Origin of the sequence: Niallia laureatilytica (assembly GCF_046613985.1) — a bacterium.
GTDB lineage: Bacteria > Bacillota > Bacilli > Bacillales > Cytobacillaceae > Niallia.
The window spans coordinates 183,431-209,228 of the sequence record NZ_JBKKHP010000009.1; the positions used below are offsets into that span (position 1 = coordinate 183,431).

27 protein-coding genes are annotated in these 25,798 nt (G+C 38.8%); 17 read left to right on the forward strand and 10 right to left on the reverse strand.

Annotated elements, in window-relative coordinates; translation table 11 throughout:
* Positions 1–46: 46 nt before the first annotated feature.
* Both ACLIJJ_RS20150 and ACLIJJ_RS20155 read right to left on the reverse strand, forming a co-directional pair.
* Positions 47–1,045: an ion channel gene (locus ACLIJJ_RS20150; protein ID WP_411411512.1), complete on the reverse strand. Its 999-nt coding sequence runs from the start codon at positions 1,043–1,045 to the stop codon at positions 47–49.
* Between the two features lie 85 nt (positions 1,046–1,130).
* Positions 1,131–2,006 carry a TetR/AcrR family transcriptional regulator gene (locus ACLIJJ_RS20155; protein ID WP_233316454.1) on the reverse strand — a complete coding sequence of 292 codons (876 nt, stop codon included), beginning with the start codon at positions 2,004–2,006 and terminating at the stop codon, positions 1,131–1,133.
* Between the two features lie 355 nt (positions 2,007–2,361).
* Between ACLIJJ_RS20155 and ACLIJJ_RS20160 the strand changes: the two genes are divergently transcribed.
* The 4 genes from ACLIJJ_RS20160 to ACLIJJ_RS20175 are packed head-to-tail and all read left to right on the forward strand — an operon-like array spanning position 2,362 to position 5,939.
* On the forward strand, positions 2,362–3,102 hold the full coding sequence (locus ACLIJJ_RS20160) for a GTP cyclohydrolase II (protein WP_233316453.1): 741 nt from the start codon (positions 2,362–2,364) through the stop codon (positions 3,100–3,102).
* A gap of 13 nt (positions 3,103–3,115) precedes the next feature.
* Positions 3,116–4,213 carry a bifunctional diaminohydroxyphosphoribosylaminopyrimidine deaminase/5-amino-6-(5-phosphoribosylamino)uracil reductase RibD gene (gene ribD, locus ACLIJJ_RS20165; RefSeq protein ID WP_233316622.1) on the forward strand — a complete coding sequence of 366 codons (1,098 nt, stop codon included), beginning with the start codon at positions 3,116–3,118 and terminating at the stop codon, positions 4,211–4,213.
* A gap of 17 nt (positions 4,214–4,230) precedes the next feature.
* Positions 4,231–5,343, forward strand: a complete 1,113-nt coding sequence (locus ACLIJJ_RS20170) for an FAD-dependent monooxygenase (protein WP_411411513.1) — start codon at positions 4,231–4,233, stop codon at positions 5,341–5,343.
* A gap of 17 nt (positions 5,344–5,360) precedes the next feature.
* Entirely contained in the window at positions 5,361–5,939 is a 579-nt protein-coding gene (locus ACLIJJ_RS20175; RefSeq protein ID WP_251644696.1) for a 5' nucleotidase, NT5C type, read from the forward strand.
* Between the two features lie 49 nt (positions 5,940–5,988).
* Here the strand turns inward: ACLIJJ_RS20175 and chrS are convergent, their stop codons facing one another.
* Genes chrS through chrB form a run of 3 tightly spaced genes read right to left on the reverse strand, consistent with a single transcriptional unit; the run spans position 5,989 to position 7,601 of the window.
* Entirely contained in the window at positions 5,989–6,465 is a 477-nt protein-coding gene (gene chrS, locus ACLIJJ_RS20180) for a chromate efflux transcriptional regulator ChrS (RefSeq protein ID WP_233316450.1), read from the reverse strand.
* Positions 6,466–6,486: 21 nt separating this feature from the next.
* Positions 6,487–7,029 (reverse strand): chromate efflux transporter ChrA, encoded by a 543-nt coding sequence (gene chrA / locus ACLIJJ_RS20185; protein WP_233316449.1) that lies wholly within the window; start codon positions 7,027–7,029, stop codon positions 6,487–6,489.
* 2 nt (positions 7,030–7,031) lie between these two features.
* Entirely contained in the window at positions 7,032–7,601 is a 570-nt protein-coding gene (chrB, locus tag ACLIJJ_RS20190; protein ID WP_233316448.1) for a chromate efflux transporter ChrB, read from the reverse strand.
* 392 nt (positions 7,602–7,993) lie between these two features.
* On the opposite strand from chrB, the gene ade reads away from it, so the two are divergent.
* Positions 7,994–9,727: an adenine deaminase gene (gene ade, locus ACLIJJ_RS20195; protein WP_411228857.1), complete on the forward strand. Its 1,734-nt coding sequence runs from the start codon at positions 7,994–7,996 to the stop codon at positions 9,725–9,727.
* 612 nt (positions 9,728–10,339) lie between these two features.
* On the opposite strand, the gene ACLIJJ_RS20200 is transcribed toward ade, so the two are convergent.
* Together ACLIJJ_RS20200 and ACLIJJ_RS20205 are read right to left on the reverse strand one after the other, a co-directional pair.
* Complete coding sequence (locus ACLIJJ_RS20200) at positions 10,340–10,660, reverse strand: 8-amino-7-oxononanoate synthase (protein ID WP_411228858.1); 321 nt, start codon at positions 10,658–10,660, stop codon at positions 10,340–10,342.
* Between the two features lie 17 nt (positions 10,661–10,677).
* Positions 10,678–11,583 (reverse strand): HD domain-containing phosphohydrolase, encoded by a 906-nt coding sequence (locus ACLIJJ_RS20205; RefSeq protein WP_411411514.1) that lies wholly within the window; start codon positions 11,581–11,583, stop codon positions 10,678–10,680.
* A gap of 337 nt (positions 11,584–11,920) precedes the next feature.
* Between ACLIJJ_RS20205 and ACLIJJ_RS20210 the strand changes: the two genes are divergently transcribed.
* Genes ACLIJJ_RS20210 through ACLIJJ_RS20225 form a run of 4 tightly spaced genes read left to right on the forward strand, consistent with a single transcriptional unit; the run spans position 11,921 to position 14,170 of the window.
* Positions 11,921–12,532, forward strand: a complete 612-nt coding sequence (locus ACLIJJ_RS20210) for a flavin reductase family protein (RefSeq protein ID WP_411228860.1) — start codon at positions 11,921–11,923, stop codon at positions 12,530–12,532.
* Positions 12,533–12,569: 37 nt separating this feature from the next.
* The gene (locus tag ACLIJJ_RS20215) at positions 12,570–13,175 is read left to right on the forward strand and encodes an alpha/beta hydrolase (RefSeq protein WP_233316443.1); all 606 of its coding nucleotides are present in this window, start codon (positions 12,570–12,572) and stop codon (positions 13,173–13,175) included.
* Positions 13,176–13,188: 13 nt separating this feature from the next.
* Positions 13,189–13,899 (forward strand): pirin family protein, encoded by a 711-nt coding sequence (locus ACLIJJ_RS20220; RefSeq protein ID WP_233316442.1) that lies wholly within the window; start codon positions 13,189–13,191, stop codon positions 13,897–13,899.
* A 1-nt stretch (position 13,900) separates the two neighbouring features.
* A complete protein-coding gene (locus ACLIJJ_RS20225; RefSeq protein ID WP_233316441.1) occupies positions 13,901–14,170 on the forward strand; it encodes a hypothetical protein in 270 nt (89 codons plus the stop codon).
* 68 nt (positions 14,171–14,238) lie between these two features.
* Here the strand turns inward: ACLIJJ_RS20225 and gsiB are convergent, their stop codons facing one another.
* Positions 14,239–14,616 (reverse strand): KGG domain-containing protein, encoded by a 378-nt coding sequence (gene gsiB, locus ACLIJJ_RS20230; protein WP_237941833.1) that lies wholly within the window; start codon positions 14,614–14,616, stop codon positions 14,239–14,241.
* Between the two features lie 193 nt (positions 14,617–14,809).
* Between gsiB and ACLIJJ_RS20235 the strand changes: the two genes are divergently transcribed.
* The 6 genes from ACLIJJ_RS20235 (at position 14,810) to ACLIJJ_RS20260 (ending at position 20,945) form a co-directional block, all read left to right on the forward strand.
* Positions 14,810–15,175, forward strand: coding sequence for a type III secretion system effector protein (locus ACLIJJ_RS20235; RefSeq protein ID WP_233316439.1), 366 nt, complete (start codon positions 14,810–14,812; stop codon positions 15,173–15,175).
* Between the two features lie 170 nt (positions 15,176–15,345).
* Complete coding sequence (locus tag ACLIJJ_RS20240) at positions 15,346–16,314, forward strand: glycosyltransferase family 2 protein (protein WP_237941832.1); 969 nt, start codon at positions 15,346–15,348, stop codon at positions 16,312–16,314.
* Positions 16,311–16,703: a GtrA family protein gene (locus ACLIJJ_RS20245; protein WP_341078287.1), complete on the forward strand. Its 393-nt coding sequence runs from the start codon at positions 16,311–16,313 to the stop codon at positions 16,701–16,703. Before ACLIJJ_RS20240 ends, ACLIJJ_RS20245 begins: the two co-directional genes overlap by 4 nt.
* Before the next feature lie 35 nt (positions 16,704–16,738).
* Complete coding sequence (locus ACLIJJ_RS20250; RefSeq protein WP_411228861.1) at positions 16,739–18,871, forward strand: glycosyltransferase family 39 protein; 2,133 nt, start codon at positions 16,739–16,741, stop codon at positions 18,869–18,871.
* A gap of 158 nt (positions 18,872–19,029) precedes the next feature.
* Positions 19,030–19,701, forward strand: coding sequence for a response regulator transcription factor (locus tag ACLIJJ_RS20255; protein WP_233316435.1), 672 nt, complete (start codon positions 19,030–19,032; stop codon positions 19,699–19,701).
* 11 nt (positions 19,702–19,712) lie between these two features.
* Complete coding sequence (locus ACLIJJ_RS20260; RefSeq protein ID WP_233316434.1) at positions 19,713–20,945, forward strand: sensor histidine kinase; 1,233 nt, start codon at positions 19,713–19,715, stop codon at positions 20,943–20,945.
* Between the two features lie 42 nt (positions 20,946–20,987).
* Here ACLIJJ_RS20260 and ACLIJJ_RS20265 read toward each other — a convergent pair whose 3' ends face one another.
* Together ACLIJJ_RS20265 and ACLIJJ_RS20270 are read right to left on the reverse strand one after the other, a co-directional pair.
* Positions 20,988–21,731 (reverse strand): NADPH-dependent oxidoreductase, encoded by a 744-nt coding sequence (locus tag ACLIJJ_RS20265; protein WP_233316433.1) that lies wholly within the window; start codon positions 21,729–21,731, stop codon positions 20,988–20,990.
* 121 nt (positions 21,732–21,852) lie between these two features.
* Positions 21,853–22,635 (reverse strand): SDR family oxidoreductase, encoded by a 783-nt coding sequence (locus tag ACLIJJ_RS20270; protein WP_233316432.1) that lies wholly within the window; start codon positions 22,633–22,635, stop codon positions 21,853–21,855.
* 155 nt (positions 22,636–22,790) lie between these two features.
* Here ACLIJJ_RS20270 and ACLIJJ_RS20275 point away from each other — a divergent pair, with 155 nt between their 5' ends.
* Together ACLIJJ_RS20275 and ACLIJJ_RS20280 are read left to right on the forward strand one after the other, a co-directional pair.
* Positions 22,791–23,789, forward strand: a complete 999-nt coding sequence (locus tag ACLIJJ_RS20275; RefSeq protein WP_251644834.1) for a zinc-dependent alcohol dehydrogenase family protein — start codon at positions 22,791–22,793, stop codon at positions 23,787–23,789.
* A gap of 238 nt (positions 23,790–24,027) precedes the next feature.
* Positions 24,028–25,746, forward strand: coding sequence for an ATP-binding protein (locus ACLIJJ_RS20280; protein ID WP_411411515.1), 1,719 nt, complete (start codon positions 24,028–24,030; stop codon positions 25,744–25,746).
* The last annotated feature ends 52 nt before the right edge of the window (positions 25,747–25,798 follow it).

Genomic DNA, 25,798 nt, shown 5'->3' on the forward strand with positions numbered 1-25,798 from the left:
ACAAAAAAACAGCGCTAAATATGGCAAGCGCTGTTTTTTCATGCATTTATGAGCCGGCAATCAAGATCAGCTCATCCTTTTCTTCTACTATAAAGGAGGCACCAGGTTTAATGTAGGATTGGCTGCCTCTTTTAACTCCTAACAAGAGTTTGTCCTCTAAAAGAAGATACGAACTGAGGGCAGCAAAATTCAGCTGCTCGTCGTTTTTCCGTTCGCCCAAAGAAACAATTTGCAATCTCTTGTCCTTGAAGTTCCCCAGTAAATCGAGAAAGGCAATCATTGTTTCTTGCGAATTGAGACTGCTGTGCATGACAAAGCTCGACAGGCGATTGGTTTGAATAATCTCATCTGCACCTGCTCTGTGTGCATTAGTCACTTGCTCAGCAGTCAATATCTCAATGATGCAAGGAACCTCTGGATTCAGTCCTTTTATTGCAAGCAGTGTCAAAATCGAATTCATATCGGCGTTCATTTCATCTTTGCTTTGGTCAGAGGTGATGATTACCTTGTTAGCCTGTGAGATATTTGCCCGCAGGAGTGTTTCATCAATATTTGGATTGCCTTGGATAAAATGAAGCGATTCTGGCAGCGGGTTTTTTGGGAGCGATTCATCAATAAGAGTGAGGAGTGATCTCTTCCCATCCTTGATGATCGTATTAATCAATGCCTTCGAACGCTCATTCCAGCCGATAATCACGATATGACTCTGTCCTCTGAAAGTTGATTTCCCTTCTATAAAGGCATTTTGTCTGGCGACTGCTGCTGTTGCCAAAGTTACTAAATAAGTCGATAAAAACCCTGCACCAGTCAATATGAGCAGCATGCCGGCAATTCTTCCTACAATGGTGCTTGGAGCGTAATCACCATAACCAACAGTGGAGGCTGTGATAATAGCCCACCAAACCCCCTCAAAAAAAGTCGGAAAGGTTTTTGGCTCCACTATGGTGATGATTAATCCAAAAAATAGGATAATACTTGCTGCGATTGACAAAATCCTCACACTGATAGGCAGGCGCAGAAAAGCGGTTAGTACGGTATTCGGCAATATATTTCACCTCATCATCATGTGTATAAAACCATTATGGACATATAAAAAACCTTTCATAATGAAATGAAAGATTTTTATATGTTCACTTATGTGAGGTTATTTGATAATGCCTTTTAATTTTTTCAATCCAGTCCTGCAATTCTTCATGTCCTTCAAGATTGGAAAGCATTCCTTGAATAATTGGACTTCTTGGGGCATCTGTTTTGATTTCTGACTCTAGAACATCAAGGGTAACTTCAATCGTTTCCTTGTTAGGATAGCTTTCTGTAAGCTTGCGAATTTGATTAAGGATATCCAGTGATTTTTCTGTAGCATCTGCCATAAAATCGATTTTTGGCTTATGCATTAATTTGTAAAGATTCGCTTCAGTGAATATTGGCTTCTCTTCCATAATACCTGCTGCAATGGAGTCCATTCTTCTCCATAAATATTCTGAAACATCTTTAGCATTCCTGTCAATCTGATCATGAAGAAGAAGTCTTAAGAAGGACTGCAGCAACCCTTCGTACATGATTTGCAAATCTAAATGAAAGCGGCTCGTTTTTTCTCCATATAATTCGAGCAGATATGCTAGAGAAAACTCTCTGATATCTGTTTGCATCTGCATAATTAAATGCTTGATGGAATCATTAAGGGGAATCGCCTGCTCACGGGTTTGCATAATAATGAAATCCTTATGCTTCAAAGCATGTTCAAAAAAAGCTGCTGTCTGTTCGACCAGCTTTTCTTTTGCGGTGATGTCTTCTAGCCTAATGCTGTCAAAAAGCTGTACTAATTCCTTGTAATAATAATCAAGAATGGCAAATAATAAAGAATCCTTTGACTTGAAATATATATAGAAAGCACCTTTAGATATTCCGCAATCATTTGCTATTTCTTGAATGGAAGTGGAGGAATATCCTTTTTGCGCGAAAAGTTTCAGCGCAGAGTCTATGATCTTTTTTTCTTTCTCTTTCAATGGAAGCGCCTCCTATTTTTTTATAAGGAAGAGTTGAAAATAGTTATTTTTTAGCGAAATAAACTCTTATAGAGATTTTACTATTAAACCACACAACTTAAAATATGTAAAAAAAAAGCTAATAATTTGTCTTGGGAACCAGTAAAATTAGTTATTTGTACAAATACCTATCTTCCGATATGATAATAATTATCACTTATTGCTCATGTAAGGTAATGCTAAAGAAAAATTGGTAAATTAATTACTTGACGCTATTTTCTTATATATATATACTTACTTACATATAGTAAGTGGTTTGATAAAAATATTTGAATGGAACAAATTAAGATAGATGAAATTTAAAGGAGACTTAAATATGAAAAAAGAAGTGATTGATCTTCTTCAAGATAAAATGAAAATGATTCCGTTTAAGGAAGATAAAAAAATATGCCTTGTCGGGCCAGTCAAGCTGCCTGTTCAGCTTGAAGATCAAGTTGTAACTTTCCAATGGTACACATGGCTGCCAATAGAAGAGCAGCAGTCAAAAGAGGAGCTGTTAAACAGCTTGCCTTCGATGCATCTTGCAGACTTGCAGCAATCATCGGTTTTAGTATACGGCGATTTTGAGCAGACAGAAGATACGCTTATCCGCATGCACAGCATTTGTCATACAGGTGATATTTTCGGTAGCAAGCGCTGTGACTGCGGATTCCAGCTGCATCAGTCAATGAAGATGATTGTTGAACACGGCAGTGGTGCCCTCTTTTACCTTGCCAACCATGAAGGCAGAGGAATTGGTCTGTTCACAAAGTCATTAGCTTATTTGCTGCAGCAGGAAGGATTGGATACAGTAGAGGCAAACCATGCTCTTGATTTTGCTGATGACACAAGAAGCTATGAAGAGCCGATCAGTGTCCTGCAAGCATTGCGCACAAAGCCTGTTAAACTAATTACGAACAATCCTAAAAAGCTGGAAGCATTGAAGAAGATTGGATTAACTGCAAGTGAGAATGTTCCGTTATGGGGAGACAGATCAGCGTTCAACGAGAAGTATTTGGACACGAAAGTGCAGAAATCTGGACATATACCATTGCAAGAAGAGATTGTGACAATTTGAGGAGTAAACGATGATGAGAAATGATCATGATTTTATGAAAATGGCATTGGACCTTGCAGAAACAGCGAAGGGAAAAACAAATCCAAACCCAGTAGTTGGTGCGGTATTAGTGAAGGATGGCGTCATAGTAGGCTCCGGTTTGCACAGAAAGGCTGGAGAACCGCATGCAGAGGTACATGCATTTAATATGGCAGGAGAACATGCTAAAGGGGCTACACTATATGTTACGCTGGAGCCTTGCTCCCACTATGGAAAAACACCGCCATGTGCGAATTTAGTCAAAGATTCTGGAGTGAAAAGAGTTGTAGTGGCAGCTCAAGATCCGAATCCTCATGTTGCTGGTAAGGGGATTGGCATCATAAAAGAAGCGGGGATCGAAGTAGAAGTTGGTGTGCTTGAGGAAGAAGCAAAAAAACTCAATGAGCGTTTTATGCATAATATGATTACTCAAACTCCATTTGTTGTATCAAAGGTTGCGATGACTTTAGACGGAAAAATCGCTGCCTATACAGGGCACAGCCAATGGATTACAGGGGAAGAGGCTCGGAAGGAAGTGCATTACCTTCGCAATGAGGTAGATGCTATCCTAGTTGGAGTAGGTACAGTATTAGCAGATAATCCGAAATTAACGACTCGATTAGACCAACCATCTAAAAATCCAATCAGGATTATTTTGGATAGCAAGCTGCGAACACCGCTCGATGCAAATGTGGCAGATTGCTCTGAGGCACAAACGATTATTTTGACTGGTCTTGCCGAGGATGACAAGAAGGCTGAAGGTTTAAAACAGAAGGGCGTTCAAATTATTCAAGTTCCATATACAAACGGGAAAATGGACCTTCAAGCTGCATTGAAAAGGCTGTATGAAGCAGGAGTAACAGATATTCTGCTCGAAGGCGGCAGTGAAGTAAATGCCAGCTTTATGAGAGAGAGACTTATTCAAAAATACATTGTTTATATTGCGCCGAAAATCTTAGGTGGAAAATCTTCTTTTACACCATTTAGAGGCGAGGATGTAGATACGATAGATGAAGCTGTTCAGCTAAGGTTTGAAACAGTGGAGAAGGTAGGCGAAGACTTAAAAGTCTACGCATATCCTGCTAAAGTTTAAGGGAAGAGGATGGGGAAATGACAGTTCTGAATGCAGAAGTTTGTATTGTTGGTGCAGGTCCCGGCGGTGCAATGCTTGCTTATTTGCTTAGCAAGGCCGGGGTTTCCACAATCCTGCTGGAGCGGCATCATGATGTAGATAAAGAATTTCGTGGAGAGCATTTAAATGAGGAAGGAGAACAAGTCCTCATAGACGCAGGTCTTTTTGCTAAGCTGAAGGAAAAAGGCATACTCTGCATGACTCATGTTGATTATATTGCAGACGGCAAAGTGGTTAAAAGAATACTTCCCCATTCAGAAACAGGCCATACTGGCATTCATGTTCCGCAAAAGCATTTATTGAAGCTGCTGTTGGAGGAATCATCGAAAGAGGCTGCCTTCAGGCTGGAAATGGACAGTGTTGTGAAAGAGCTCATTCAGACTGAAACAGGAGAGTATTCAGGCGTCGTCGCCTGGATTAATGGCATAGAAACAAAAGTGAACAGCAAGATAATTGTCGGTGCTGACGGCAGGTTTTCAACGATAAGAAAGCAGGGGAGCTTTCCTGTTGAAGCGATCAAGCATGGTTATGATTTGCTGTGGGCAAAAATTCCGGCTCCATCTGGCTGGGAGCCAACGATTAAAATGGCTCTTGTTAACGGCAGTCAGGTTGCTCTGTTTACCCAATTTGGAGGTTATATTCAGATCGGCTGGAATATTGAGGAGGGAAGCTTCTCAAAAATCCGGAAAGGATCATTTGAGCACTTTATCGACAATCTTCTGTCTGCTTTTCCTGAGTTGGAGGAAACTGTCCGCACTCATATTAAGGCATGGAAGGATTTTGTCCTGTTGAAGGTGGAAAGCTCTAAAAGCAGCACGTGGATCAATAATAATGTAGTGCTCTTAGGCGATGCAGCCCACACAATGAGCCCAACCGGCGCATTTGGACTCAACAGTTCCTTAAAGGATGCAGAAAAACTTGCAGAAGTGCTGAAACAAATTTTACTCTATCACGAATCACCAGCGCTATTAGAGACCTACGAAGCAATTCGGAAAACAGAGGTAGAAAAAGTCCAAGCAGAACAGCTTTACAGAGAATCTACTTTTAAGGATCATTTTCCAAAAGCAACGGCAATTGGCGTTAGTAATTAATTGGAAGGATGCAATAGATGAAGTTCGGTTTTGACATTGATGATACATTAATAAATTTAAGAGAGCATGCCTTTCATTTATATAATAAGAAACTGCAAAAGGAAGTGCATCTCGATTATTTTCATGCACTGAAGACCGTGGAAATACATGAGCCCTTTGGCCTTAATGCTGATGAAGGGAAGAACATGTGGACCACTTTAAGCGAAGAAATTTATTTCACAGATTGTCCGCCATATCCGAATGCAGTTGAATTTCTGCAAAGGCTGACAAATAGCGGACATGAAGTGTATTATATTACCGCACGTAATAAGGAATTTGCAGAACGGACGAAGGAATGGATGAAGACTAAAGGCTTTCCAGTTAAGGATGAGCAGTTCTTCTGCGGTATGGCTGATCATGAAAAAATCGATGTTATTTCAAGCCTGAACCTTGATTTCTATATGGATGATAAGCCAGCGGTGCTAAACACACTGGCACAAACAGGAGTTCACTTGTTAGTAAAAGATCAATCATACAATAAAGATCTTTCTTATGACAGGGTTCATAGCTGGGCTGAGGTTTGGGATTTTCTTAATTTAAATGAGGAAAAAAAATAAAAGCAGGGAGAATGTATCCCTGCTTTTTTGTATGGAGATAATCTGCAAGCTACAGCTTCATTCCCATTCTGCTCTTGTATCTTTTAATTAATATTTGGCAATCTACGCTGACGACACCTTCGATAGCATATAGCTTGTCTGTAAGGAATAGCTCCATTTCCTGATTATCAGCAAATAATCCGTGCATATGCAGTTTACTGGGGCCAGTCATATGATAGAGACTGCCTACAGCAGCATTGTCTGCTAATAGTTTGGCTACTTCTTCGAGATGCTTCGGTTCTACATCAATATTGAAGAAAGCAGAAACTGTTTTGCCGATTTTTTCTGGATTTATTACAGCCGTGAACTTTTCAATAATGCCATTTTCGATCATTGCATTAATCCGCATCTGTACAGCTACCCTTGAGATCCCGACTTCTTTGCCGATATCGGTGTAGGAAATCCTGCCGTTATCATGCAATAAAGACAAGATTAAATGATCAATCTGATCTAGTTTGCTAGGTGCAAGATCATGTCCATTTGTCATAAAATATGTTCCTTTCTCCTTTTAACTGTTTAGATGTGGAACAACAAGACCACCATAAAGGAAGGCAAGAATGATTACAAAAGCTGGGTGAACTTTGAATTTTTGCAGTAAGGCAAATGCGATTACAGCGATTGCTGCTGTTTGAATCCAGCCTAATGAAATATAGGAGTCTTGCAGCATTTCAAAAGTAAGGATTATCATCAATGCGGCAATAACAGGCTGAACCAACAGTGTCATCCCTTTCACTATTTTCGAATCGCGGTGCTTGCTCATCACATTGGCAAGGAAAATGAGCGCTGCAGCAGATGGAATGACCGTCGCTGCCAGTGCAGCAATAAAGCCCCACCAGCCACCGATGCCAAACCCGACATAAGCAGCAATTTTTGTAGCGATTGGACCAGGCAGGGCGTTTCCAAGTGCGAGCATATTGGAAAACTCCGCATTTGACAGCCAATTGTACCGGTTAACAATCTCTTCATACATGAGTGGAATAGAGGCAGGACCGCCGCCATATCCAAATATATTTGATAACAAAAAGCTTAAAAAGATGCTGATTAATACCATGTTTACATGCCTCTTTCTTTTTTATGTAGAATACGATCTTTAAGATTGAAATGAAATGCTCCGTAAATCAAGAAGATTAATACAACAATAGCTGGGTGAAGGGAAATGTATTGAAGCAGGAACAGACATAACAGTGTTAGTGCTGCACCAACATAGATACCTAAGCCTTTGACTGCTTTTTCTGCAAACTCATAGGCCATCATGCCAAGCATTACTGCAATAACAGGAATAACAGCAGACACCATGCTTGTGATGACAGCAGAATGGCTGACAACGTTAATAAAGGAAATTAGCACAACCATTGCCAGGCATGTCGGCAGAATATGGGCGAGCACAGAAACGATAGCTCCTGAAATACCTTTTTGGCGGTAGCCTAAATAGGCGGCCATTTTTGTAGCGATTGGTCCAGGCAAAGTATTAGCAATCGCCAATATTTCCCCAAACTCTTCATTATCAAGCCACTTAAATTTATTTACTGCTTCATAGCGAATAAGCGGTATAACAGAAGGACCACCTCCAAATCCTAATAATCCAGACCGGCCCATCGCGATGATGAGTTCTTTATAGATCATCTTTATTTCTCCTTTCGTAATTAGACACTATGTAATTGAAAAAACCTTTATTATTATCTTTTCGTAAATATAATACCATAATTTATTTTATATGAATCGTAAAATGTTAAAAAATATAACAATATGAAATTATATTTTTGTGCAGGGGCACTTCAAAAAGAAATTGAATCTTGTTGCGAACTATAATACAATAGTAAAAATAATTTCAAAAAGGCATGAAATGCCAATTCTCCATTTGCTTGATTGGAACTAAATCTTCGTGCATTTACTCTTCCATACGATTTCTATATATTTCCCGTAAATCATTTTAATTATGGAACTTAACGTACAAAAGCATTTGCAAAAATTTAGCAAAGTGAAACTACAAAAATGAAATAAGGGGGAAAATGCACATGAGCAGCAAATTTGAAAAAAGATTGAGAATTGCAGCAAAACGGGAAAAGGCAGACTTAGTTATTAAGCATGCATCTATAGTCAATGTGTTTACTGGAGAACTGATGAAGGGTGATCTAGCCGTATCTGATGATACTATTGCCGGGATAGGCCAGTATGAAGGAAAGCAAACAATAGATGCAAAAGGAAAATTCATCATTCCTGGACTGATAGACGGTCATGTTCATATTGAAAGCAGCATGCTCGCACCGCAGGAATTTGCAAAGGTCCTCATGCTCCATGGTGTTACAACAGCGATAACTGACCCACATGAAATAGCGAATGTTGCCGGGACAAAGGGAATTCAATACATGCTTGACCAGTCGGAAGGATTGCCACTTGATATTCGTGTCATGCTGCCCTCCTGTGTGCCAGCCGTGCCGAATGACAGTAATGGTGCAGCACTGTACGCTGATGATCTGGCTCCTTTTTTTAAACATGAGCGTGTTTTAGGCCTAGCAGAGGTAATGGACTTTCCGTCTGTCCAAAACACCAGTGCAGATATGGTCAAAAAGCTTATTCTGACAAAAGAGAATAACGGGGTAATAGATGGCCATGCTGCCGGCATTGAGCGTGAGAGCCTAAATGTTTACAGTGCTGCAGGAATTCGCAATGATCATGAAGCTACAACAGAGCAGGAAGGGAAAGACAGACTGGATTTAGGTCTTTATTTAATGATTAGGGAAGGAACAGTTGCTAAAGACTTAAAAGCATTGCTGCCTGTTGTGACAGAAAGAAATGCACGCAGATGTCTTTTTGTAACAGATGATAAGCTGATTGACGATCTTTTGCATGAGGGCAGTGTTGACCATTGTATTCGTTTAGCAATAAAAGAAGGACTGGACCCAATCACAGCCATTCAAATGGCTACGATTAATACGGCTGAATGTTATAAGCAAGATAGAATCGGTGCAGTGTCACCAGGCTATAAGGCAGACTTCCTGATTGTAGACAGCCTGGAGGAGCTTACGATAGAGCATGTATATAAAGAAGGCAAGTGTATTGTGGAAAACGGCAAGCTGAAAACAGAGCAGTTTAAGAAACAGGGCTATGAAGATACCAGCCTGCCTGGCTTGAATTATGCTCCATTTAATACTAGTGAGCTACAATTGCCGCTCCAATCAGATATTTGCAATGTTATTGGCATTATTCCTAACAGCATTGTAACAGAGCATTTGATAGAAAAGGTTAGTGTGGAAAATGGTATTTTTCAGCCATCTGTCGAGCAGGATTTGCTAAAACTGGTTGTTGTGGAGAGACATCATCGGACTGGCAATATTGGGCGGGGCATTGTAAAGGGATTTGGTTTCAAAAAAGGAGCGATTGCAACAACCATATCCCATGATTCTCACAATATTGTCGCAGTTGGAACAAATGATGAAGATATCCAGCTTGCGATAGAAGAGTTGAAAAATATTAATGGAGGCATAACAGCAGTAGCAGAAGGACAATTAATCGCAGCCTTGCCATTGCCGATAGCTGGCCTTATCTCAGACCAAAGCTATGAAACACTGTATGACCAAATAAACACACTTAATGAACAAGTGAAGCAATTAGGAGGATCAAGCAACTTTAATCCATTCCTGACATTATCCTTCCTATCATTATCTGTCATTCCTACATTGAAATTAACAGATAAAGGCTTATTCGACTTCAGCAGTTTTTCATATACAACAATTGAAGCAACGAAATGACTCTATAGAGAAACGAACATGTTAACGATGTTCGTTTTTTTCTTGTCTGCAAACAAAAAAAGATCCGGCTTAAATAGCCGGACCAAAAAAATATATTTTAAGAGGGGAAACTCTTAACATAAATTTATTCTACTTGGTAATTATGAATAAATAATGAACAAACCATTAAAAAATAAAAAATATTAGTTATTAATTCAGACCCCTCATTTAAAAGAATAGAAAAAATAAAAGTTTTTAAATAATAAGTATATAGTCCTATAAATAACAGAAATCGCTAGGACGATATATTTGGTAAGAAGCACCATTACAAGTTTCAAGTAGGTAAAGATGTTTATTTAATAAAAAAATGGGTCATATTAATAATAAATACAGACATAATGAAAGCGTTTTCGTATATAATGGATATAAGCTAATCATTAACTCTGGTCTCACTTACTGATAAGGGGTGGATGGCATGGAAGAACAAGCGAATTTTTTTAATGGATTGAAATGGGGCATCTTATTGAGCGTACCACTGTGGATTTCCTTTTTTGGATGGGTTAAGCTAATTTATCATTTTGTTTAGAAATAAATAAAAAAGGGCTTCGGGGTTTCCGAAGTCCTTTTTGTTGATTAGATAAGAGGTATCGGAGGATCAATACCAAGTACTGGCTTTCCGTCAACAGTCAGCCAAATATAATAATGATCAAATTCTGTACCAGTAATTTTTTCAATTTTAGCAATTATTTTTTCCTGTACATCAAAAGAAAGCTTTGCTGTTTGTTCACCAAGGGGAATGTTCTTCATCCCTAATAAATCAGCGATTTGTCTTGCTTGATCGTAGGTTACTTCTACATATTTATCGTATTCTGGCAAATAAGCTGCTTCTGCAGGCTTTACTTGCAAGGAAACGATTAAAATGACAGCCAATAAGCTCCAAACTAGTTTTTTCATTTAGACTCTCCCTCTTATCATAATTCTGATATTTTATCTTTTAATGCTATAAAAGCATCAACCACTTGTGGATGATACATTGTACCTCTGTTTCTAAGAATTTCATCGAAGGCTTCCTCCTTCGATTTCCCCTTTTTATAGACCCTATCTGTTGTCATAGCATCGAAGGAATCGACAACTGCAATTATTGCGGCTTCAATCGAAATCTCGTCACCCTTTAAACCTTTCGGATAGCCCTTACCGTCATATCGTTCATGATGCTGCTCCACAATTTTTCCAATTTCACTTAAAAAGGGAATTTTTGTTTCTTCTAATAATTCACGCCCGTATGTCGTATGCAGCTTCATAATTTCCCACTCATCATCAGTAAGTTTACTTGGCTTCTGTAATATATTTAAAGGAACTTTGACCTTTCCAAGATCGTGGAAGAAGGAACCGAGGTTTAGGAGTGCTGTTTGTTTTGTATTTAGATTGAGCGCTTCACCAACAAGCATTGCATAAGTCTTTATTCTGTAGCAATGATCATTTGTGTACCCATCTTTTTCTTCAATAGAAATAGCTAATTCCATTAAATCCTTGGAGAATTGACTATAATTATGAAAAACGGGCTGGCTTGTAACATAGATAAACTCTGTATCTTCCTCAGCATAAAAAAGTGTGTATTCTTTAATAGGACTCTCATAAAACGATTGTCCAGCTTTAAGCTCTAAAGATTCATCATCTCTTTGATACACTAACTTGCCGGAAATAACAAAAACATACTCCAATCCGTCCCAGCCCTCTTCAGGTCCCATTGCCCAGCTTGAACCAGACAGCAGTTTATGGTGAATAACTTCAGTACCGTCACCGGCTGCTAGTAATGAAATCCGTAAGCCTTTAAAAAGTACTGTCTCGATGAACTCTCCTTCATTTACTATTCCCACACTATTTCCCTCTCTCTTTTTACAATAGAAGCTAATTTGCTAGACTCTAAGATTATACCTTATTTTATCTAAAATATAGTTTAATTGTAATAGGTAAAAGTTATTAAATTAGGTCTAAATGAGTAGTTTTTCTAATGGAAACAGAGTAAAAATTATACAAATTAATGATAGCAAACTATAATAGGAAAAAATAGAGTAATTTTCTTTATTTTTACTAGAAGCAAGGACTCATTCTTGACAGACAGTAATTAATAATAGTATGATTATCTCGAATTCAAGATAAAATAGCTTGTATAAAAATTTTACCGGCGAAGTTTGCCATGAATGGAGGAATAGCATGTTAACAATTGATCCAAGCACGCTTTCTGCGAAAGAGGTGTATAAGTTCTTTATCGGCAGCATTATTCCGAGACCAATCGCGTTTGTTACTTCTAAAGGAAGCGGTGGTGTTATTAATGGTGCACCGTTCAGCTTCTTTAATATCGTATCTTCCAATCCGCCAATCTTATCTGTTGCAGTTCAAAGAAATGGCGGTAATGAAAAAGATACAGCTAAAAATATTAAGGAGTACAGCGAATTTGTCATCCATGTTTGTGACGAGGATAATATTGCAGCAATTAATGAAACTGCTGCAAATCTTCCGCCGGACGAAAGTGAGATAGAACTTGCTGGACTGTCGGTTGCTGAAAGTTCTGTTATTTCAGTGCCTGGAATTAAGGAAGCGAAAGTCCGGATTGAGTGTAAATTAGAGGGAATTGTAGAGATTAAGGATGATAATGGGATACCTACTTGCGATTTAATACTGGGCCGTGCTGTTTGCTTCCATATTGAAAATCAATTATATGAAAATGGAAGAATCGATCCGAAGCTTTTAAAGCCTGTCAGCAGGCTTGCGGGAAATGATTATAGCAAGCTGGGTGAAATGTTTACAATCAACAGACCAAAATAAAGCAGGGCTTATTAAGCCTCATGACTAGGAGACGAAGATGAAGCATATTTTTAAAAAAGGAACAAATGAACAGTTGCCAACCTTATTACTATTGCATGGAACTGGAGGAACGGAGAATGATTTATTGCCACTGGCAGAGCTGATTAGTCCACAATCATCTGTGCTCAGTGTACGAGGGAATGTGTTGGAGAACGGAATGCCTCGGTTCTTCCGCCGACTAGCTGAAGGCGTTTTTGATATTGAAGACCTAAAGGAGCGTACAGAGGAGCTGCATGACTTTTTAGACAGCAGCGCAGAACAGTACGGCTTTGATCGTCGCAATATTATTGCAATAGGTTATTCAAATGGTGCAAATATCGCAGCAAGCATTTTGTTTCATTACGCCAAAGGCTTGAAGGGAGCGATTTTGCATCACCCGATGGTGCCGTTAAGAGGTATCGCATTGCCTGAACTTACTGATGTGCCTGTCTTTATTTCAGCGGGCACAAATGACCCAATCTGCCCTCGAAGTGAATCAGAGGAACTGACAACTCTTTTAGAAGGAGCAGGAGCAAATGTTACGGTTCATTGGGAGAATTATGGCCATCAATTGACGCGAACAGAAGTTGATGCTGCAGCTGCTTGGTTTAACACAATAAAATAAAGAGGTGTTAAGGATGATTAAAATATTTACGAAAGCAGATGGTCATTCTGCAAGCAATGACTGGGTAGAAAGTCATTTCAGCTTTTCCTTTGGTAATTATTACGACCCGGAGAATGTTAATTTTGGCCCTATGCGTGTATTAAATGATGATACCATTCAGCCGGATAAAGGGTTCGGTATCCATCCGCACAGAGAGGCTGAGGTTGTTTCTATCGCCATTGATGGACAATTGAAACATGAGGACAGCTTAGGAAACAGTGGAGTTATCGAATTTGGACAGGTGCAGCGCATGACGGCTGGAACAGGAATTCTTCATTCTGAAGTGAATCCATCCACAACAGAACCAGGCAGATTTCTGCAGCTTTGGTTCTTTCCTGAGACGAAACAGCTGCCTCCTTCCTATGAAGATGTAATATATGATGTGAGTAAATTATCTAATAACTTATTGCCAGTAGTTGCTCCAACAGCAAGTGAAGGTGTGGCGATGATTCATCAAGATGCGACGATTTATTTATCAAAGCTTGAGCAGGGGAAAAGTCTTGAGTTCAGCCAGGAAGATGGCAGGAGAATTCTTGTGTATGTGATAGAAGGCAGAGTTCTTCTTAACAATGAACATCTGCTTGGAAAACAAGAATCAGCCCGTATCACGGATGTTTCTGAGTTACAGTTAGCAGCTTCAAAAGACTGTTTCTTTATGCTGATTGATTTGCCGGGAGGTGAATAAGATGCTGATGATCAGACATGCTATTGGCAGCAGGCTGTTTCTGCAGACAGAGGATTACTCGGTTCTGCCCCAAGGGGATAACTGGGTCATTACGGCAGCTGCAAATAAAGAAGAGCTTGAGAACTTGATTGCCTTCAAAGAGGAATTAAATTTATTTATCGTTGGAAAAAACGAAAAAACTTGGTATTATTCTTCAGATGCCAGCATCAAAATAGTAGATTCCGACAAAGTGCAAGTAACTGCAGATCATAAAACGGTTTATCCCGTATAAAGAAGAAACCCAAATGCGATTGGGCATTTGGGTTTCTTCTTCTTTTTAAATTTGATATACTTTTAATATTAGTTGTTGTTATTGTTAGTGGAGTTGCCGCCTTTACGGCCAATTTCTTGGTAAAATTCTTTATCATGATTTTCGGAAGTGGCTTCTCCGCCTTTTTTGCCGATTTCTTGATAGAATTCTTTATCATGATTATCGGAAGTAGCTTCTCCGCCTTTTTTCCCGATTTCTTGATAGAATTCTTTATCATGATTATCAGAAGTAGCTTCTCCGCCTTTTTTCCCGATTTCTTGATAGAATTCCTTATCATGATTCTTGGAAGTGGCTTCTCCGCCTTTTTGTCCAATTTCTTGGTAAAATTCCTTATCGTGATTTTTAGAAGTTGCTTGTCCACCTTTTTTACCTGCTTCTTCTCGACTCATTTTGTTGTTGTTTGCCATGATTATCACTCCTTAGAAATTTTAGTTATTAAATTGTACATTGGTTATATAGCCGATTTCACTTCATATAAACATTTTTGTCGGATTTTTTGCCGAGGAAAAATTTGGTAATACTAATCAGCACTTATAAAACCGATAATATAGACATATACGTTTTTAGATAGCTTACAAAAAAGGGGATATGATTAAATACATGATTACAATAGATAAATTCATGGAAGTAGTTTCGAAGGCAGAACAGCTCGGCTGTAAGGTCGTTTATGACGCGGACAAGAAAATCAGCTTTAATGCTAATATGTATATTACAGTTCCATTCTTAATTACATTGGAGAATACATATGCACTTGCACACGAGATTGGCCATGTAATGGATTATGTGAATGGCGATTTAGATTATGATAAATGGTTAAATGATTGGTCGTACAGAGTAAACGCAGAAATGAGCGCATGGGTGAATGCTTATAAGCTCCTTAATGAGCTTGGTGTTTCTTTAGACCATTGGCAAGCACATGTCGACAGTAAATTAAGAAATTATTTTATCTTACCTGAGGTTATTTAGAAAAGTAAGGCTCTATGCATGCAAAACAGCATGCATAGAGCCTTTTTTGTATTTCTAAATATTGTTAATAAGTTAAGGATTAATTAAGAATTGTTCGCTAAAATCAGGCTATTCCATTCGGAAGTGACGAACGAAACGTCACGAGCTACTAGAAAGGATGAGTGATTTTCATGACGAACGAGAAAGTAAAATATTCGATTGTAATTCCCGTGTTTAATGAGGAGGAAGTCATTGAACATACGTATGAGCGGATTAAGACAGTGATGAAGAATGCAGATGGAAATTATGAGCTATTGTTTATCAATGACGGAAGCAGAGACCGGTCTGTAGAAATATTATTGAATTTAAGTGAGCAGGACAACAGGATTAAAATCGTTGATTTCTCCAGAAACTTCGGCCACCAAATCGCCATAACTGCTGGAATGGATTATGCGTTAGGAGATGCTATTGTCATAATTGATGCAGATCTTCAGGATCCTCCTGAGCTTATTCTAGAAATGATTCAAAAATGGAAAGAAGGCTATGATGTCGTCTATGCGAAGCGTACTGCCAGAAAAGGAGAGACCTTTTTTAAGAAACAGACAGCCTCGGCCTTTTACAGGACATTAAGGGCAATGACAGAAATTGAAATACCGATTGATACAGGAGATTTCCGATTAATTGACCGCAAGGTGTGTAATCAAATGAAGAATATTCATGAAAAAAACCGCTTTGTCAGAGGGCTTGTCAGTTGGGTTGGCTTTAAACAGAGTGCTGTTGAATATGAAAGAGATGAGAGATTTGCTGGTGAAACAAAATATCCTTTAAAAAGAATGCTTAAATTATCTTTGGACGGAATAACGTCTTTCTCTTATAAACCATTAAAGCTGGCCAATTATTTAGGTGCTTCCTTGTCGGTGATTGGATTTGTTTACATGCTGATTGTGCTTTATCAAAAACTGTTTACAACAACTACTGTTACTGGCTGGTCTTCTATTATTGTCATTCAGCTATTCTTTAGTGGAATTACGCTTATGATGCTTGGTGTAATCGGTGAATATATCGGCCGTATTTATGACGAAGCAAAAGACAGACCGCTTTATATTGTGAAAGACATTTACCAGCATGAATCAGCGGCGAAATCATATGTGATGAAATGACTAGGAAGTGGCTTGTTTTTTTAAAGTTCGGAATTGTTGGTTCGTTAAATACAATCATTGACTTTGTTGTTTATGCGCTTTTGACTAGCGTTGGAGCAAATTATCTTCTATCGCAAATACTTTCCTATTCATGTGGACTATTAAACAGTTACTTTGTAAACAGAACATGGACATTTAAACAAAAAGATAAGGCAAGCATGAAGGAGTTTATTCGTTTCCTTGCGGTCAATGCTGCCACATTATCGTTAACATTGATATTGCTCGATTTTTTATATACAAAGCAGGGCTTAAATTTGCTGTTGAGCAAATTTTTAGTAACAGCGATAGGAACAGTCTTCAACTTTATTGGAACGAAGATGCTCGTTTTTACGAAGGCAAACACAAATTAATTTATAAAAAAATTATTATAAGAATGGAGTAAGATATGAAAAATTGGACTAAAGGAAGAGTCGACATCCTTTTAATAGCTATATTGCTGTTTTCGGCCGGTTTAAATTTCTATAATTTGCAGAATGCTGGCACGAATTCGTATTATTCTGTAGCTGTGAAAAGCATGTTGACTAGCTTCCATAACTTTTTCTTTGTTTCCTTTGATCCTGCTGGATTTATAACCGTTGATAAACCTCCAGTAGCTTTATGGATTCAAGCGATTTTTGCTAAGATCTTCGGCTTCAATGACTTTGTGCTTCTTTTGCCAGAGGCACTTGCTGGTGTCGTTTCTGTCTGGTTGTTATATATCATGATTAAGCCGAAATTCGGCAGACCGGCAGCACTGATTGCCAGTTTGGTTTTAGCTTGCTCGCCAATTTTTGTAGCAGTTGTCAGAACTAATAATGTAGACAGTATCTTGATTGTTACACTGATGATAGCAGCATGGGCATTGATGAAAGCAGTCGAAAAGCAGAAGCTTGGCTGGCTATTATTAAGCTTTGCTCTTGTGGGCGTCGGCTTTAATGTGAAAATGCTGCAGGCATATATGGTGTTGCCGGCATTTGCTTTCTATTATTTCTTTGCAACGAGAGAATTGAAAATCTGGAAAAAGCTGATGCACTTAGCAGCATCCACTGTTTTGCTAGTTGTTATCTCCTTGTCATGGGCACTTGCAGTTGATTTGACCCCAAAAAGTGAAAGGCCGTATATGGGCGGAAGTGAAACGAACTCTGTACTAGAGCTTGCTTTTGGCTATAATGGCTTATCAAGATTAACTGGTCAAGATTCTGGCATGGGAGGCGGAGGGAATGCTCAAGCACCGCAGACTCAGACTTCGACTGATGAAACTAGTACTAGTACTTCAGATTCCAGCAATACTAGTGAGGAAGCTCCTACTACTATGCCTAATGGTGGACAGCAAGGAGATGGAGGCAGCTCCAGCCAATCTGGCATGTTTAACACTGGTGAAGCAGGCCCGCTGCGATTATTCCAAAGCGAGCTGTCTGGACAAATTAGCTGGCTGCTGCCATTCGTGGTCTTTGCCATTATTGGTTTAGTCTTGTCTTTCTTAAAGACGAGAAAGTATACAATACAGCACCATTTTGCAGCATTTTGGTTTTTCTGGCTAGCACCTATGTTTGTTTTCTTCAGCATCGCGCTATTTTACCATCATTATTATTTAAGTATGATGGGGCCTGCAATTGCCGCACTTGTCGGTATCGGTTTTACGACATTATGGAACTTTTATAAAGAAGAGAATGGCTGGGAGAGCTGGCTGCTGCCTGTTGGAATATTAATTACTTTCTTCTTTGAAGCGCTGATTGTCTATCAGAACAGCTCTTCTGTATCCATTGTATGGATGTGGGTTGCTATTATTTTAGGGGTTGTACTGTTTATGCTGTTAATAGCAGGCAAATCAAGTGCATCCATAAAGGAGACAATAGCAGTTATCAGCATATTGGCATTATTAGTACTGCCGATTTATTGGACTGCTATAACGATTACAAAGACTGGCAATGAATCTACACCAACTGCAGGTCCGACAAGTGGAATGGGCGGACCAGGCGGCGGAGGTGGAGGCATGCGTGCCTTCGATGGTGGTAATATGGAGCAAGGTTCCATTCCAAATGAAATGCCAAGTGATTCTAATGAGGCTCCAACTGGTTTCCCGGGAGCTTCTGAGAATAATGCCAGCAGTGGTTTTACAGGCGGACCAGGCGGCGGTGGCGATATGGACAGTATCGATTCTGGCTTAATGTCGTATCTTGAAGACAATTACAATGGCGAAAAATTCTTCTTGGCAGTACAAAGAGCCCAATCGGCATATTCTATTATGCTGAACACAGACTATGCAGTAATGGCAATGGGCGGCTTTGGCGGATCAGATCCGGCACCGACAGTAGATGAGCTGGAGGAGATGGCTGAAGCAGGAGAAATCAAGTATTTCTTAGTATCTGGTCAAGGAATGGGCGGCAATAGTGAAGTGACAGAGTGGATTCAAGAAAACTGTGTTGAGGTACCTAGCAGCGAGTATTCATCTGATACTAGCACTACTGACAGCTCTGCTACTGATTTATCTAATATGAGAGGCATGGGGCAAACCTTGTACGAGTATCAACAAAAATAGTATGGTAGAAAAGAAGCGGTCCGCAGATGCGAATCGCTTCTCTTTCAAGCTGGCACAAAAACATTCGTGAGAGTATTTATTTATATAGAGGCTTATGTTTTAATAATGCTAATGAATCAAGCAATTGTCAGATTTAAAAGCCAAAGGAGATTGAAACAATGAAGATACTAGTTGTGGAGGATAATAAACCTTTATTAGAATCCATAAAGGGGATATTGGAGAAGGAGTATTCTGTTGATACAGCAGATAATGGAGAAGACGGCTTGTTTTATGCACAGCAAAATATCTATGATTTGATCGTGCTCGATGTCATGCTTCCTTATATTAACGGTTTTGACATTGTTCAAACCTTGCGTAAAGAAAAAGTCAATACACCTGTTTTATTCTTAACAGCAAAGGATTCACTTGAGGATCGGGTAAAAGGGCTGGAATTTGGCGGCGACGATTATTTAGTAAAGCCTTTCCAGGCTCCTGAGCTTGAAGCAAGAATCAAGGCTCTCTTGAGAAGGAGCGGGGCATTAGATATTGATGAAGGGCTTAAGTATGAAGAAATCGTGCTGACAGGCAAGGAAAATGATGTGCTTGTTAAAGGAATGCCAATCAAGTTAACAGTCAAACAATATGAGCTGCTTGAGTATTTAATTCAAAATACTGGGAAAATCCTCACGAAGGAACAAATATTTGATCGGATATGGGGATTCGATTCTGATACGACGATTGCAATTGTGGAAGTGTTCATCCACCAACTGCGTAAAAAATTAGAAGAATTCGCCTATCATAAAGATATTCAAACAGTCCGAGGTGTTGGCTATATTTTAAAAAGAGTATAAGGGGATAAATAATGTTCCAGAAAACAAGAATTAAACTAACCTTCCTTAACTCGCTTGTATTTATCTTATTAATGGTAGTCCTCGGTGTGATGATTTATCATTATACCGAAAAGCAAATATATAAGGATATTAATCAGTCCTTGGAAGAAACGGCGGAAACGATCAGCCATTTTGAACAAAGAGATGGAAGGGGACCAATGCAAGAGCCGCCCCGGCAAATCTCTGTTATTAAGTGGACAGACGATAAGGAAATTGATGTTATTTCCCAAGACATCATGAATTATGCGAGTGAATTCGAGAATTTCTATCCAGAGCAATACGATAAGATTGTAGAGAAGCAGACAGTCAGCGGCTACAGTTATAACACGATTGCTGTTAAAGTAACAATGGAGGATGGATCAAAGGAAATAATTCAATTTATCCGCAGCATTGATCCAGAAAAATCAATGCTGAACCGATTGATTATTATTATGACAGTAGGTGTGCTGGCAGGAAGCATCTTCGCCATAATGGCTGGTTATTTCCTTGCTGGAAGAGCTCTTGTACCGATTCAAAAATCATGGGAATCTCAGCAGCAATTCGTATCAGATGCCTCCCATGAGCTGAGAACACCTTTAGCAGTCATCCAAACAAGAACAGACCTGCTCTTCCAAGAGCCTGATGCCACCATTCAAGAAAAGGCTATAGATATTTCAGTCATTTCAAAGGAAACACGACGATTGAACAAGCTCGTCACAAATTTGCTGACACTTGCCAGAAGCGACTCAAATCAAATGGAAATATCGAAGCAAGAATTTGCCTTGAATCTCCTCATCCAGGAAGTGATTGACCAGTATGCCGATATCGCAGAGTTTCAAGGAAAAAGAATTTATACTGATACAAGGTCACCTATCAAGCTGATCGGTGACAAGGAACGTATTCACCAACTGCTTGTCATCCTAGTGGATAACAGCATGAAATTCACAGGTGAGGGAGGCACGATTGCTATAAATGCCACAGCTAAAACTCACACTGTTGAATTAGAGGTGAAAGATAACGGAATTGGCATCCCAAAACAAGATATACCAAAAGTCTTCAACCGGTTTTATCAAGTGGAGCAATCAAGGACAGATATGGAAGGCACTGGATTAGGCTTGTCTATTGCTAAGTGGATTATAGAAAAGCATTCAGGCACTATTAAGGTTGACAGTGAGCTGGAAAAAGGGACAAAATTTGAAATTACCTTCCCAAAGCTTGGCCAGTAGCCAAAAAAACATCCTCCGAAATTTAAGGGAGGATGTTTTTTTTCATTCGCTCAGATCTTTCGCAGTAAAGCCTTGTTTTTTCAGTAATGGTCCTAGACTTGGGTAATAGGGCTGCTTATAAAAGTTTGCCACCCTGTTTGTCCAGTTAGCTTGTTCACTGCCCCGTTCTTGCAAGTATTGCTTAAAAATATCGTTATATTCTTTTAATGAACCGATTTGATCACTGTTATAAGTTTCCTTATGAACATAGCTTTCTTTAGGAAGTCGTGGTTTAACACCAGGATCTTCAGCTGGGAAGCCAATACTTAAACCAGAGATAGGCAATACATATTTAGGAAGCTGTAAATACTCGACAACTTCTGGTGCATTTCTTCTTATTCCGCCAATAGGAACAGTCCCTAACCCTAAGGATTCAGCAGCTGTTATCGCATTTGCCAATGCAATTCCAGCATCTGTTGCTCCAACAAGAAGCAAGTCTGATTGATCAGCAGCACCAAAAGCAGTGTTTTCCAGGTTGGCTGCAAGCTCTGTCCGGTAGAAATCCATGCAGAATACTAAAAATATTGGTGCTTCCTTAATATGCTGCTGATTTCCGCAAAGCTCTGCTAATCTTTCCTTCCTTGCTGTATCCTCTACCAGTATAACAGTAACCTGCTGTCCATTCGCCCATGAAGGGGCAGCTTGCGCTGAATCCAAAATAGCCTCAACCATTTCTTTAGGAACTGGTTTGTTTTCGTATTTTCGATAAGAACGATGCTGTTTTAAAGTCTCTATTACCTGATTCATTATCTATTACCTCCCGTAAGTTTATAAGGTGTATTGTAGCACAATTCGTTTTAAATACTTACTCACTTGCTTGCTAGAAAATAACAAAGGCTAAAGGAGTAACCCCTTTAGCCTTTGTTTATTAAAGCAGTGATTCAGCGCCATCAATATAAATTTCTGTTCCAGTGATATGGCTGGAGGCATCTGAGCTCAGGAACTGAACTAAATCAGCTACCTGTTTTGGCTCACCTGACTTTTGTGCAAGCGGCTGACTTCCTTCAGGATATTCTACCGGTATGGCAATTTCCTTTAATTTTTCTTCCTCTCGGAACGTGTTTTCTTCAATATTTGTATCAATTGCACCAGGGCAAATGATATTTACTCTTATTTTATATTTAGCCAGCTCCAATGCTGCCATTTTGCCAAAGGCAACCTGACCAGCTTTAGAAGTACTATATGCTGACATACCAAAGCTTGAATAAGTTCGGTTGCCGTTAATGCTGCTAGTAATAATAATACTTCCGCCATTTTGTTTCATATGAGGAACAGCATATTTTAATGTAAGGAAGGTTCCTTTAAGATTGGTTTCCATAGTCATGTCCCAATCCTCTGGAGAGAGATGTTCAATTGGGGAGACCTTCCCGTTAATTCCTGCATTAGCAAAAACAATATCAAGCTTACCCCATTTTTTAATGACATAATCAAATGCTGTACTCATGGAACAGGCATCAGAAATATTTGCTTCTAAAATGATTGCTTCTCCGCCAAGTTCTTTTATTTCCTTATCAACAGATTCTAAGTTTTCAGGAATTAAATCGAGCAATGCTACTTTAACTCCACTTTTAACTAGAGAGATAGCGGCTGCATGGCCAATCCCTGATGCCGCACCTGTAATTATTGCTACCTTATTTGACATGTCACTCATAATAACTCCTCCTGTATGGTTGTTCTGTTTTAATACATAAGAAATAATGCAGCTAGCAAGTTATTTTTCTAATAACCTTTTTTGGTGAAATTAAAACCAATGCAGATTATGCCTGTTTTCTGTAAAATAATAGATAATGGAGAGGAGAGATGATGTTGAAAGCAATGCTAGTTCATTCATATGGTGATGCGTCTGTATTCCGTGAATCAGAAATGGATAGACCCACTATTAAAAAAGGTTATGTACTTATTAAAGTAATGGCATCAAGTGTAAATCCTATTGATGTAAAAATTAGAGCAGGAGCAGTTCCTGCCGCTTCCCCAGAGCTACCAGCAGTTCTTCATGGCGATGTAGCAGGTGTTATAGAGGAAGTAGGAGAGGGTGTTGACAACTTTAAAGCAGGAGATGAAGTATTTGGCTGTGCTGGCGGCTTTAAAGGAACAGGTGGTGCGTTAGCTGAATATATGCTCGCAGACGCCCGGTTATTAGCACATAAACCAAAAAACATCACCATGAAGCAAGCTGCTGTTTTGCCATTAGTAAGCATTACCGCTTGGGATGCCCTTTTTGAAAAAGGGAATATATCTGCGGGACAAAAAGTGTTGATTCATGGTGGAACAGGCGGTGTTGGTCATGTTGCCATTCAGCTAGCAAAATGGAAGGGAGCAGAGGTTTATACAACTGTTTCCTCAAATGAAAAAGCAAAAATAGCAAAATCATTAGGAGCAGATACAGTAATTAACTACAAGGAAGAATCTATTAGTGAGTATGTTGAAAAATATACACAAGGCAACGGATTTCAAACTGTTTTTGACACGGTTGGCGGAACGAATTTAGATAAATCATTCCAAGCAGCAGCCATACATGGTACAGTTCTTGCCATTGCTGCAAGATCAACACATGACCTTTCACCGATGCACGCCAAAGGTCTATCCTTGCATGTTACGTTTATGCTGTTGAAAATAATAGATGAATCATCAAGGAAGGAGCATGGAGCTATCCTTCAAAAAATTGCCGAGATTGTGGCGAACGGGGAGCTTAATCCGCTTGTGGATGAAGAGGAATTCTCCTTTACAGAAGCAGACAAGGCACATGAATATTTGGAAGCAGGAAAGGCAATAGGTAAAGTTTCATTAACTAACAGCTGGAACTGATTAAAAAGCAACATGGCTAAAGGTAATCTTAAAGCCATATTGCTTTTTTTCTTTCAGAAAAAAAACGAGACTTTTTACTCAAAAGAGACATTTCATAGTAAAATAAGAAGAAAACTTATATTGGGGAAACACCACTCATCATGATAACAAATACTACATCCTTGATTACAGCAGTATTGCTATTTAAGTGTAATCATATGAATATACATCAGGCGGTATCGGACAGGAGGGATTTAAGATGGAATTTATTTTATTGATGATGGTAGCGATGATACCACTCATCATTTCCCTGACTGTCCTGTTTTTTTCAAAAACGAGACTTGCTATAACCCTATCTCTATTTTTGGGGATGTTATCTTTTTGGCAAATGGATGTTGCAACACTGTATGCAGAAAATGTACTTCCCCTCAAATGGATAGATAGTCTGTTTCGCTTTTTTAGGGGCGGCTCTATTTTTATTATGCCAATAATGTACTATTTCTCCTATTACTTAGTGTGGAAAAATAGGGAGTTGAAAAAATACAGATGGCTTTTAAATAAAGGAATTCTGACTTTTTTTATTCTCTATACGTTAGTTGTCTATATTGTTAACTTTACTGACTTTGGGATTGTGTCATATACATGGAAAGATGCTAAGCTGTTAGCACCATCACACTTGCTGCCGGTGTATGGCGTAGGTAATCTGCTATTCATGCTAAACATAGTTATCGGCTATCTTAATACATTTCTGTTGCTGTTTATTACGACAAAGGTTCGTGACATTGGTGATAAAAGATTCTATATAAAGTTGGTAGCGGCTGCTCTTCTTATATTCATTAACGGCAACTTAAGCGGTTTTGCTTTTATTCCGTTATATTACTCTAGTTTCAATTCTATTTTTGCTGCAATTATATTATTTATTGGCTTTTTTCAAATGCAATCATTCAAGATAAATGCAATGAACGGAGAACTGCGGAAGCAGAGTGAACAGCTTGAAACAATTATGAATATAAACCCAAATTATCTTCTAGTAATAGATGGAAATACAATCATTAAAATAAATGATTCATTATGTAAGTTATTGAAAAAGACCGAAATTGATTTGCTTGGCGAATCAATTTCGACTATTTTGCAAGAAATCAGTATGGAAACAGTAAAGCCACAAAATTACATTGATGTTAATGGGAAGGTTCATTATATACTGTGGGACAGGAAAGAACTTTATTATAATAACGAAAATAAACGCACTATTTATTTTGGAATGGATATAACAGAGCAAAAGAGAAGCGAACAGTTGATCATCTCTTCTGAAAAGCTGAAGGTTGTTGGAGAAATGGCTGCAAGTGTTGCTCATGAAATCAGAAACCCATTAACGACAATAAGAGGCTTTATCCAGCTTTTAAAAGAAAAAAGTGATAAAACTGGCTTTGAAGATATTCTTCTGGAAGAAATAGACCGAATTAATCAGGTATTAAAGGAATTACTTATTCTTGGCAAGCCTGAAGCTAAAGCAGCTGTAAGAGCTGAATTATTAACCATTCTTCCGAGTGTCGAATTGCAAAATATTAAGCTTTTGTTCCAGGCATTGGCTATTGAACAGAATAAGGAAATTATTGTAGTAAACAGACAAGAAAAAAATGCGTTTATATCTATGGAGAAATCGCATTTCAAGCAGGTAATCATCAATGTATTAAAAAATAGTCTGGAAGCTATCTATGGTGGAAGCGGGAAAGTCAAGATGATCATTGATAGTAAATCTGATATGGTTCGCATCCGAATAATAGATAATGGAGAAGGCATCAACAAAGAGCTTCTCAGTCAAATATGGGAACCGTATTATACAAGTAAAGAAAAAGGCAACGGTATCGGTTTAACGGTGTGTAATCGACTCTTGCAGGAAAATAACGGGCAAATGTCCGTGAAAAGCAAGGAAGGCTGGGGAACATGTGTGATGATTACCCTTCCTATTATAAGCTGATAAAAAGAGGAAAGACATTTATGTTTTTCCTCTTTTTATCTATGTTAAAGTA

Bases quoted from the DNA above. Each gene is read 5' to 3' on its own strand.
- ACLIJJ_RS20160 (WP_233316453.1), top strand. From the start codon at position 2,362: ATGAAAAAAGAAGTGATTGATCTTCTTCAAGATAAAATGAAAATGATT.
- ribD (WP_233316622.1), top strand. From the start codon at position 3,116: ATGAGAAATGATCATGATTTTATGAAAATGGCATTGGACCTTGCAGAA.
- ACLIJJ_RS20170 (WP_411411513.1), top strand. From the start codon at position 4,231: ATGACAGTTCTGAATGCAGAAGTTTGTATTGTTGGTGCAGGTCCCGGC.
- ACLIJJ_RS20175 (WP_251644696.1), top strand. From the start codon at position 5,361: ATGAAGTTCGGTTTTGACATTGATGATACATTAATAAATTTAAGAGAG.
- chrS (WP_233316450.1), bottom strand. From the start codon at position 6,465: ATGACAAATGGACATGATCTTGCACCTAGCAAACTAGATCAGATTGAT.
- chrA (WP_233316449.1), bottom strand. From the start codon at position 7,029: ATGGTATTAATCAGCATCTTTTTAAGCTTTTTGTTATCAAATATATTT.
- chrB (WP_233316448.1), bottom strand. From the start codon at position 7,601: ATGATCTATAAAGAACTCATCATCGCGATGGGCCGGTCTGGATTATTA.
- ade (WP_411228857.1), top strand. From the start codon at position 7,994: ATGAGCAGCAAATTTGAAAAAAGATTGAGAATTGCAGCAAAACGGGAA.
- ACLIJJ_RS20200 (WP_411228858.1), bottom strand. From the start codon at position 10,660: ATGAAAAAACTAGTTTGGAGCTTATTGGCTGTCATTTTAATCGTTTCC.
- ACLIJJ_RS20210 (WP_411228860.1), top strand. From the start codon at position 11,921: ATGTTAACAATTGATCCAAGCACGCTTTCTGCGAAAGAGGTGTATAAG.
- ACLIJJ_RS20215 (WP_233316443.1), top strand. From the start codon at position 12,570: ATGAAGCATATTTTTAAAAAAGGAACAAATGAACAGTTGCCAACCTTA.
- ACLIJJ_RS20220 (WP_233316442.1), top strand. From the start codon at position 13,189: ATGATTAAAATATTTACGAAAGCAGATGGTCATTCTGCAAGCAATGAC.
- ACLIJJ_RS20225 (WP_233316441.1), top strand. From the start codon at position 13,901: ATGCTGATGATCAGACATGCTATTGGCAGCAGGCTGTTTCTGCAGACA.
- gsiB (WP_237941833.1), bottom strand. From the start codon at position 14,616: ATGGCAAACAACAACAAAATGAGTCGAGAAGAAGCAGGTAAAAAAGGT.
- ACLIJJ_RS20235 (WP_233316439.1), top strand. From the start codon at position 14,810: ATGATTACAATAGATAAATTCATGGAAGTAGTTTCGAAGGCAGAACAG.
- ACLIJJ_RS20240 (WP_237941832.1), top strand. From the start codon at position 15,346: ATGACGAACGAGAAAGTAAAATATTCGATTGTAATTCCCGTGTTTAAT.
- ACLIJJ_RS20245 (WP_341078287.1), top strand. From the start codon at position 16,311: ATGACTAGGAAGTGGCTTGTTTTTTTAAAGTTCGGAATTGTTGGTTCG.
- ACLIJJ_RS20250 (WP_411228861.1), top strand. From the start codon at position 16,739: ATGAAAAATTGGACTAAAGGAAGAGTCGACATCCTTTTAATAGCTATA.
- ACLIJJ_RS20255 (WP_233316435.1), top strand. From the start codon at position 19,030: ATGAAGATACTAGTTGTGGAGGATAATAAACCTTTATTAGAATCCATA.
- ACLIJJ_RS20260 (WP_233316434.1), top strand. From the start codon at position 19,713: ATGTTCCAGAAAACAAGAATTAAACTAACCTTCCTTAACTCGCTTGTA.
- ACLIJJ_RS20265 (WP_233316433.1), bottom strand. From the start codon at position 21,731: ATGAATCAGGTAATAGAGACTTTAAAACAGCATCGTTCTTATCGAAAA.
- ACLIJJ_RS20270 (WP_233316432.1), bottom strand. From the start codon at position 22,635: ATGAGTGACATGTCAAATAAGGTAGCAATAATTACAGGTGCGGCATCA.
- ACLIJJ_RS20280 (WP_411411515.1), top strand. From the start codon at position 24,028: ATGGAATTTATTTTATTGATGATGGTAGCGATGATACCACTCATCATT.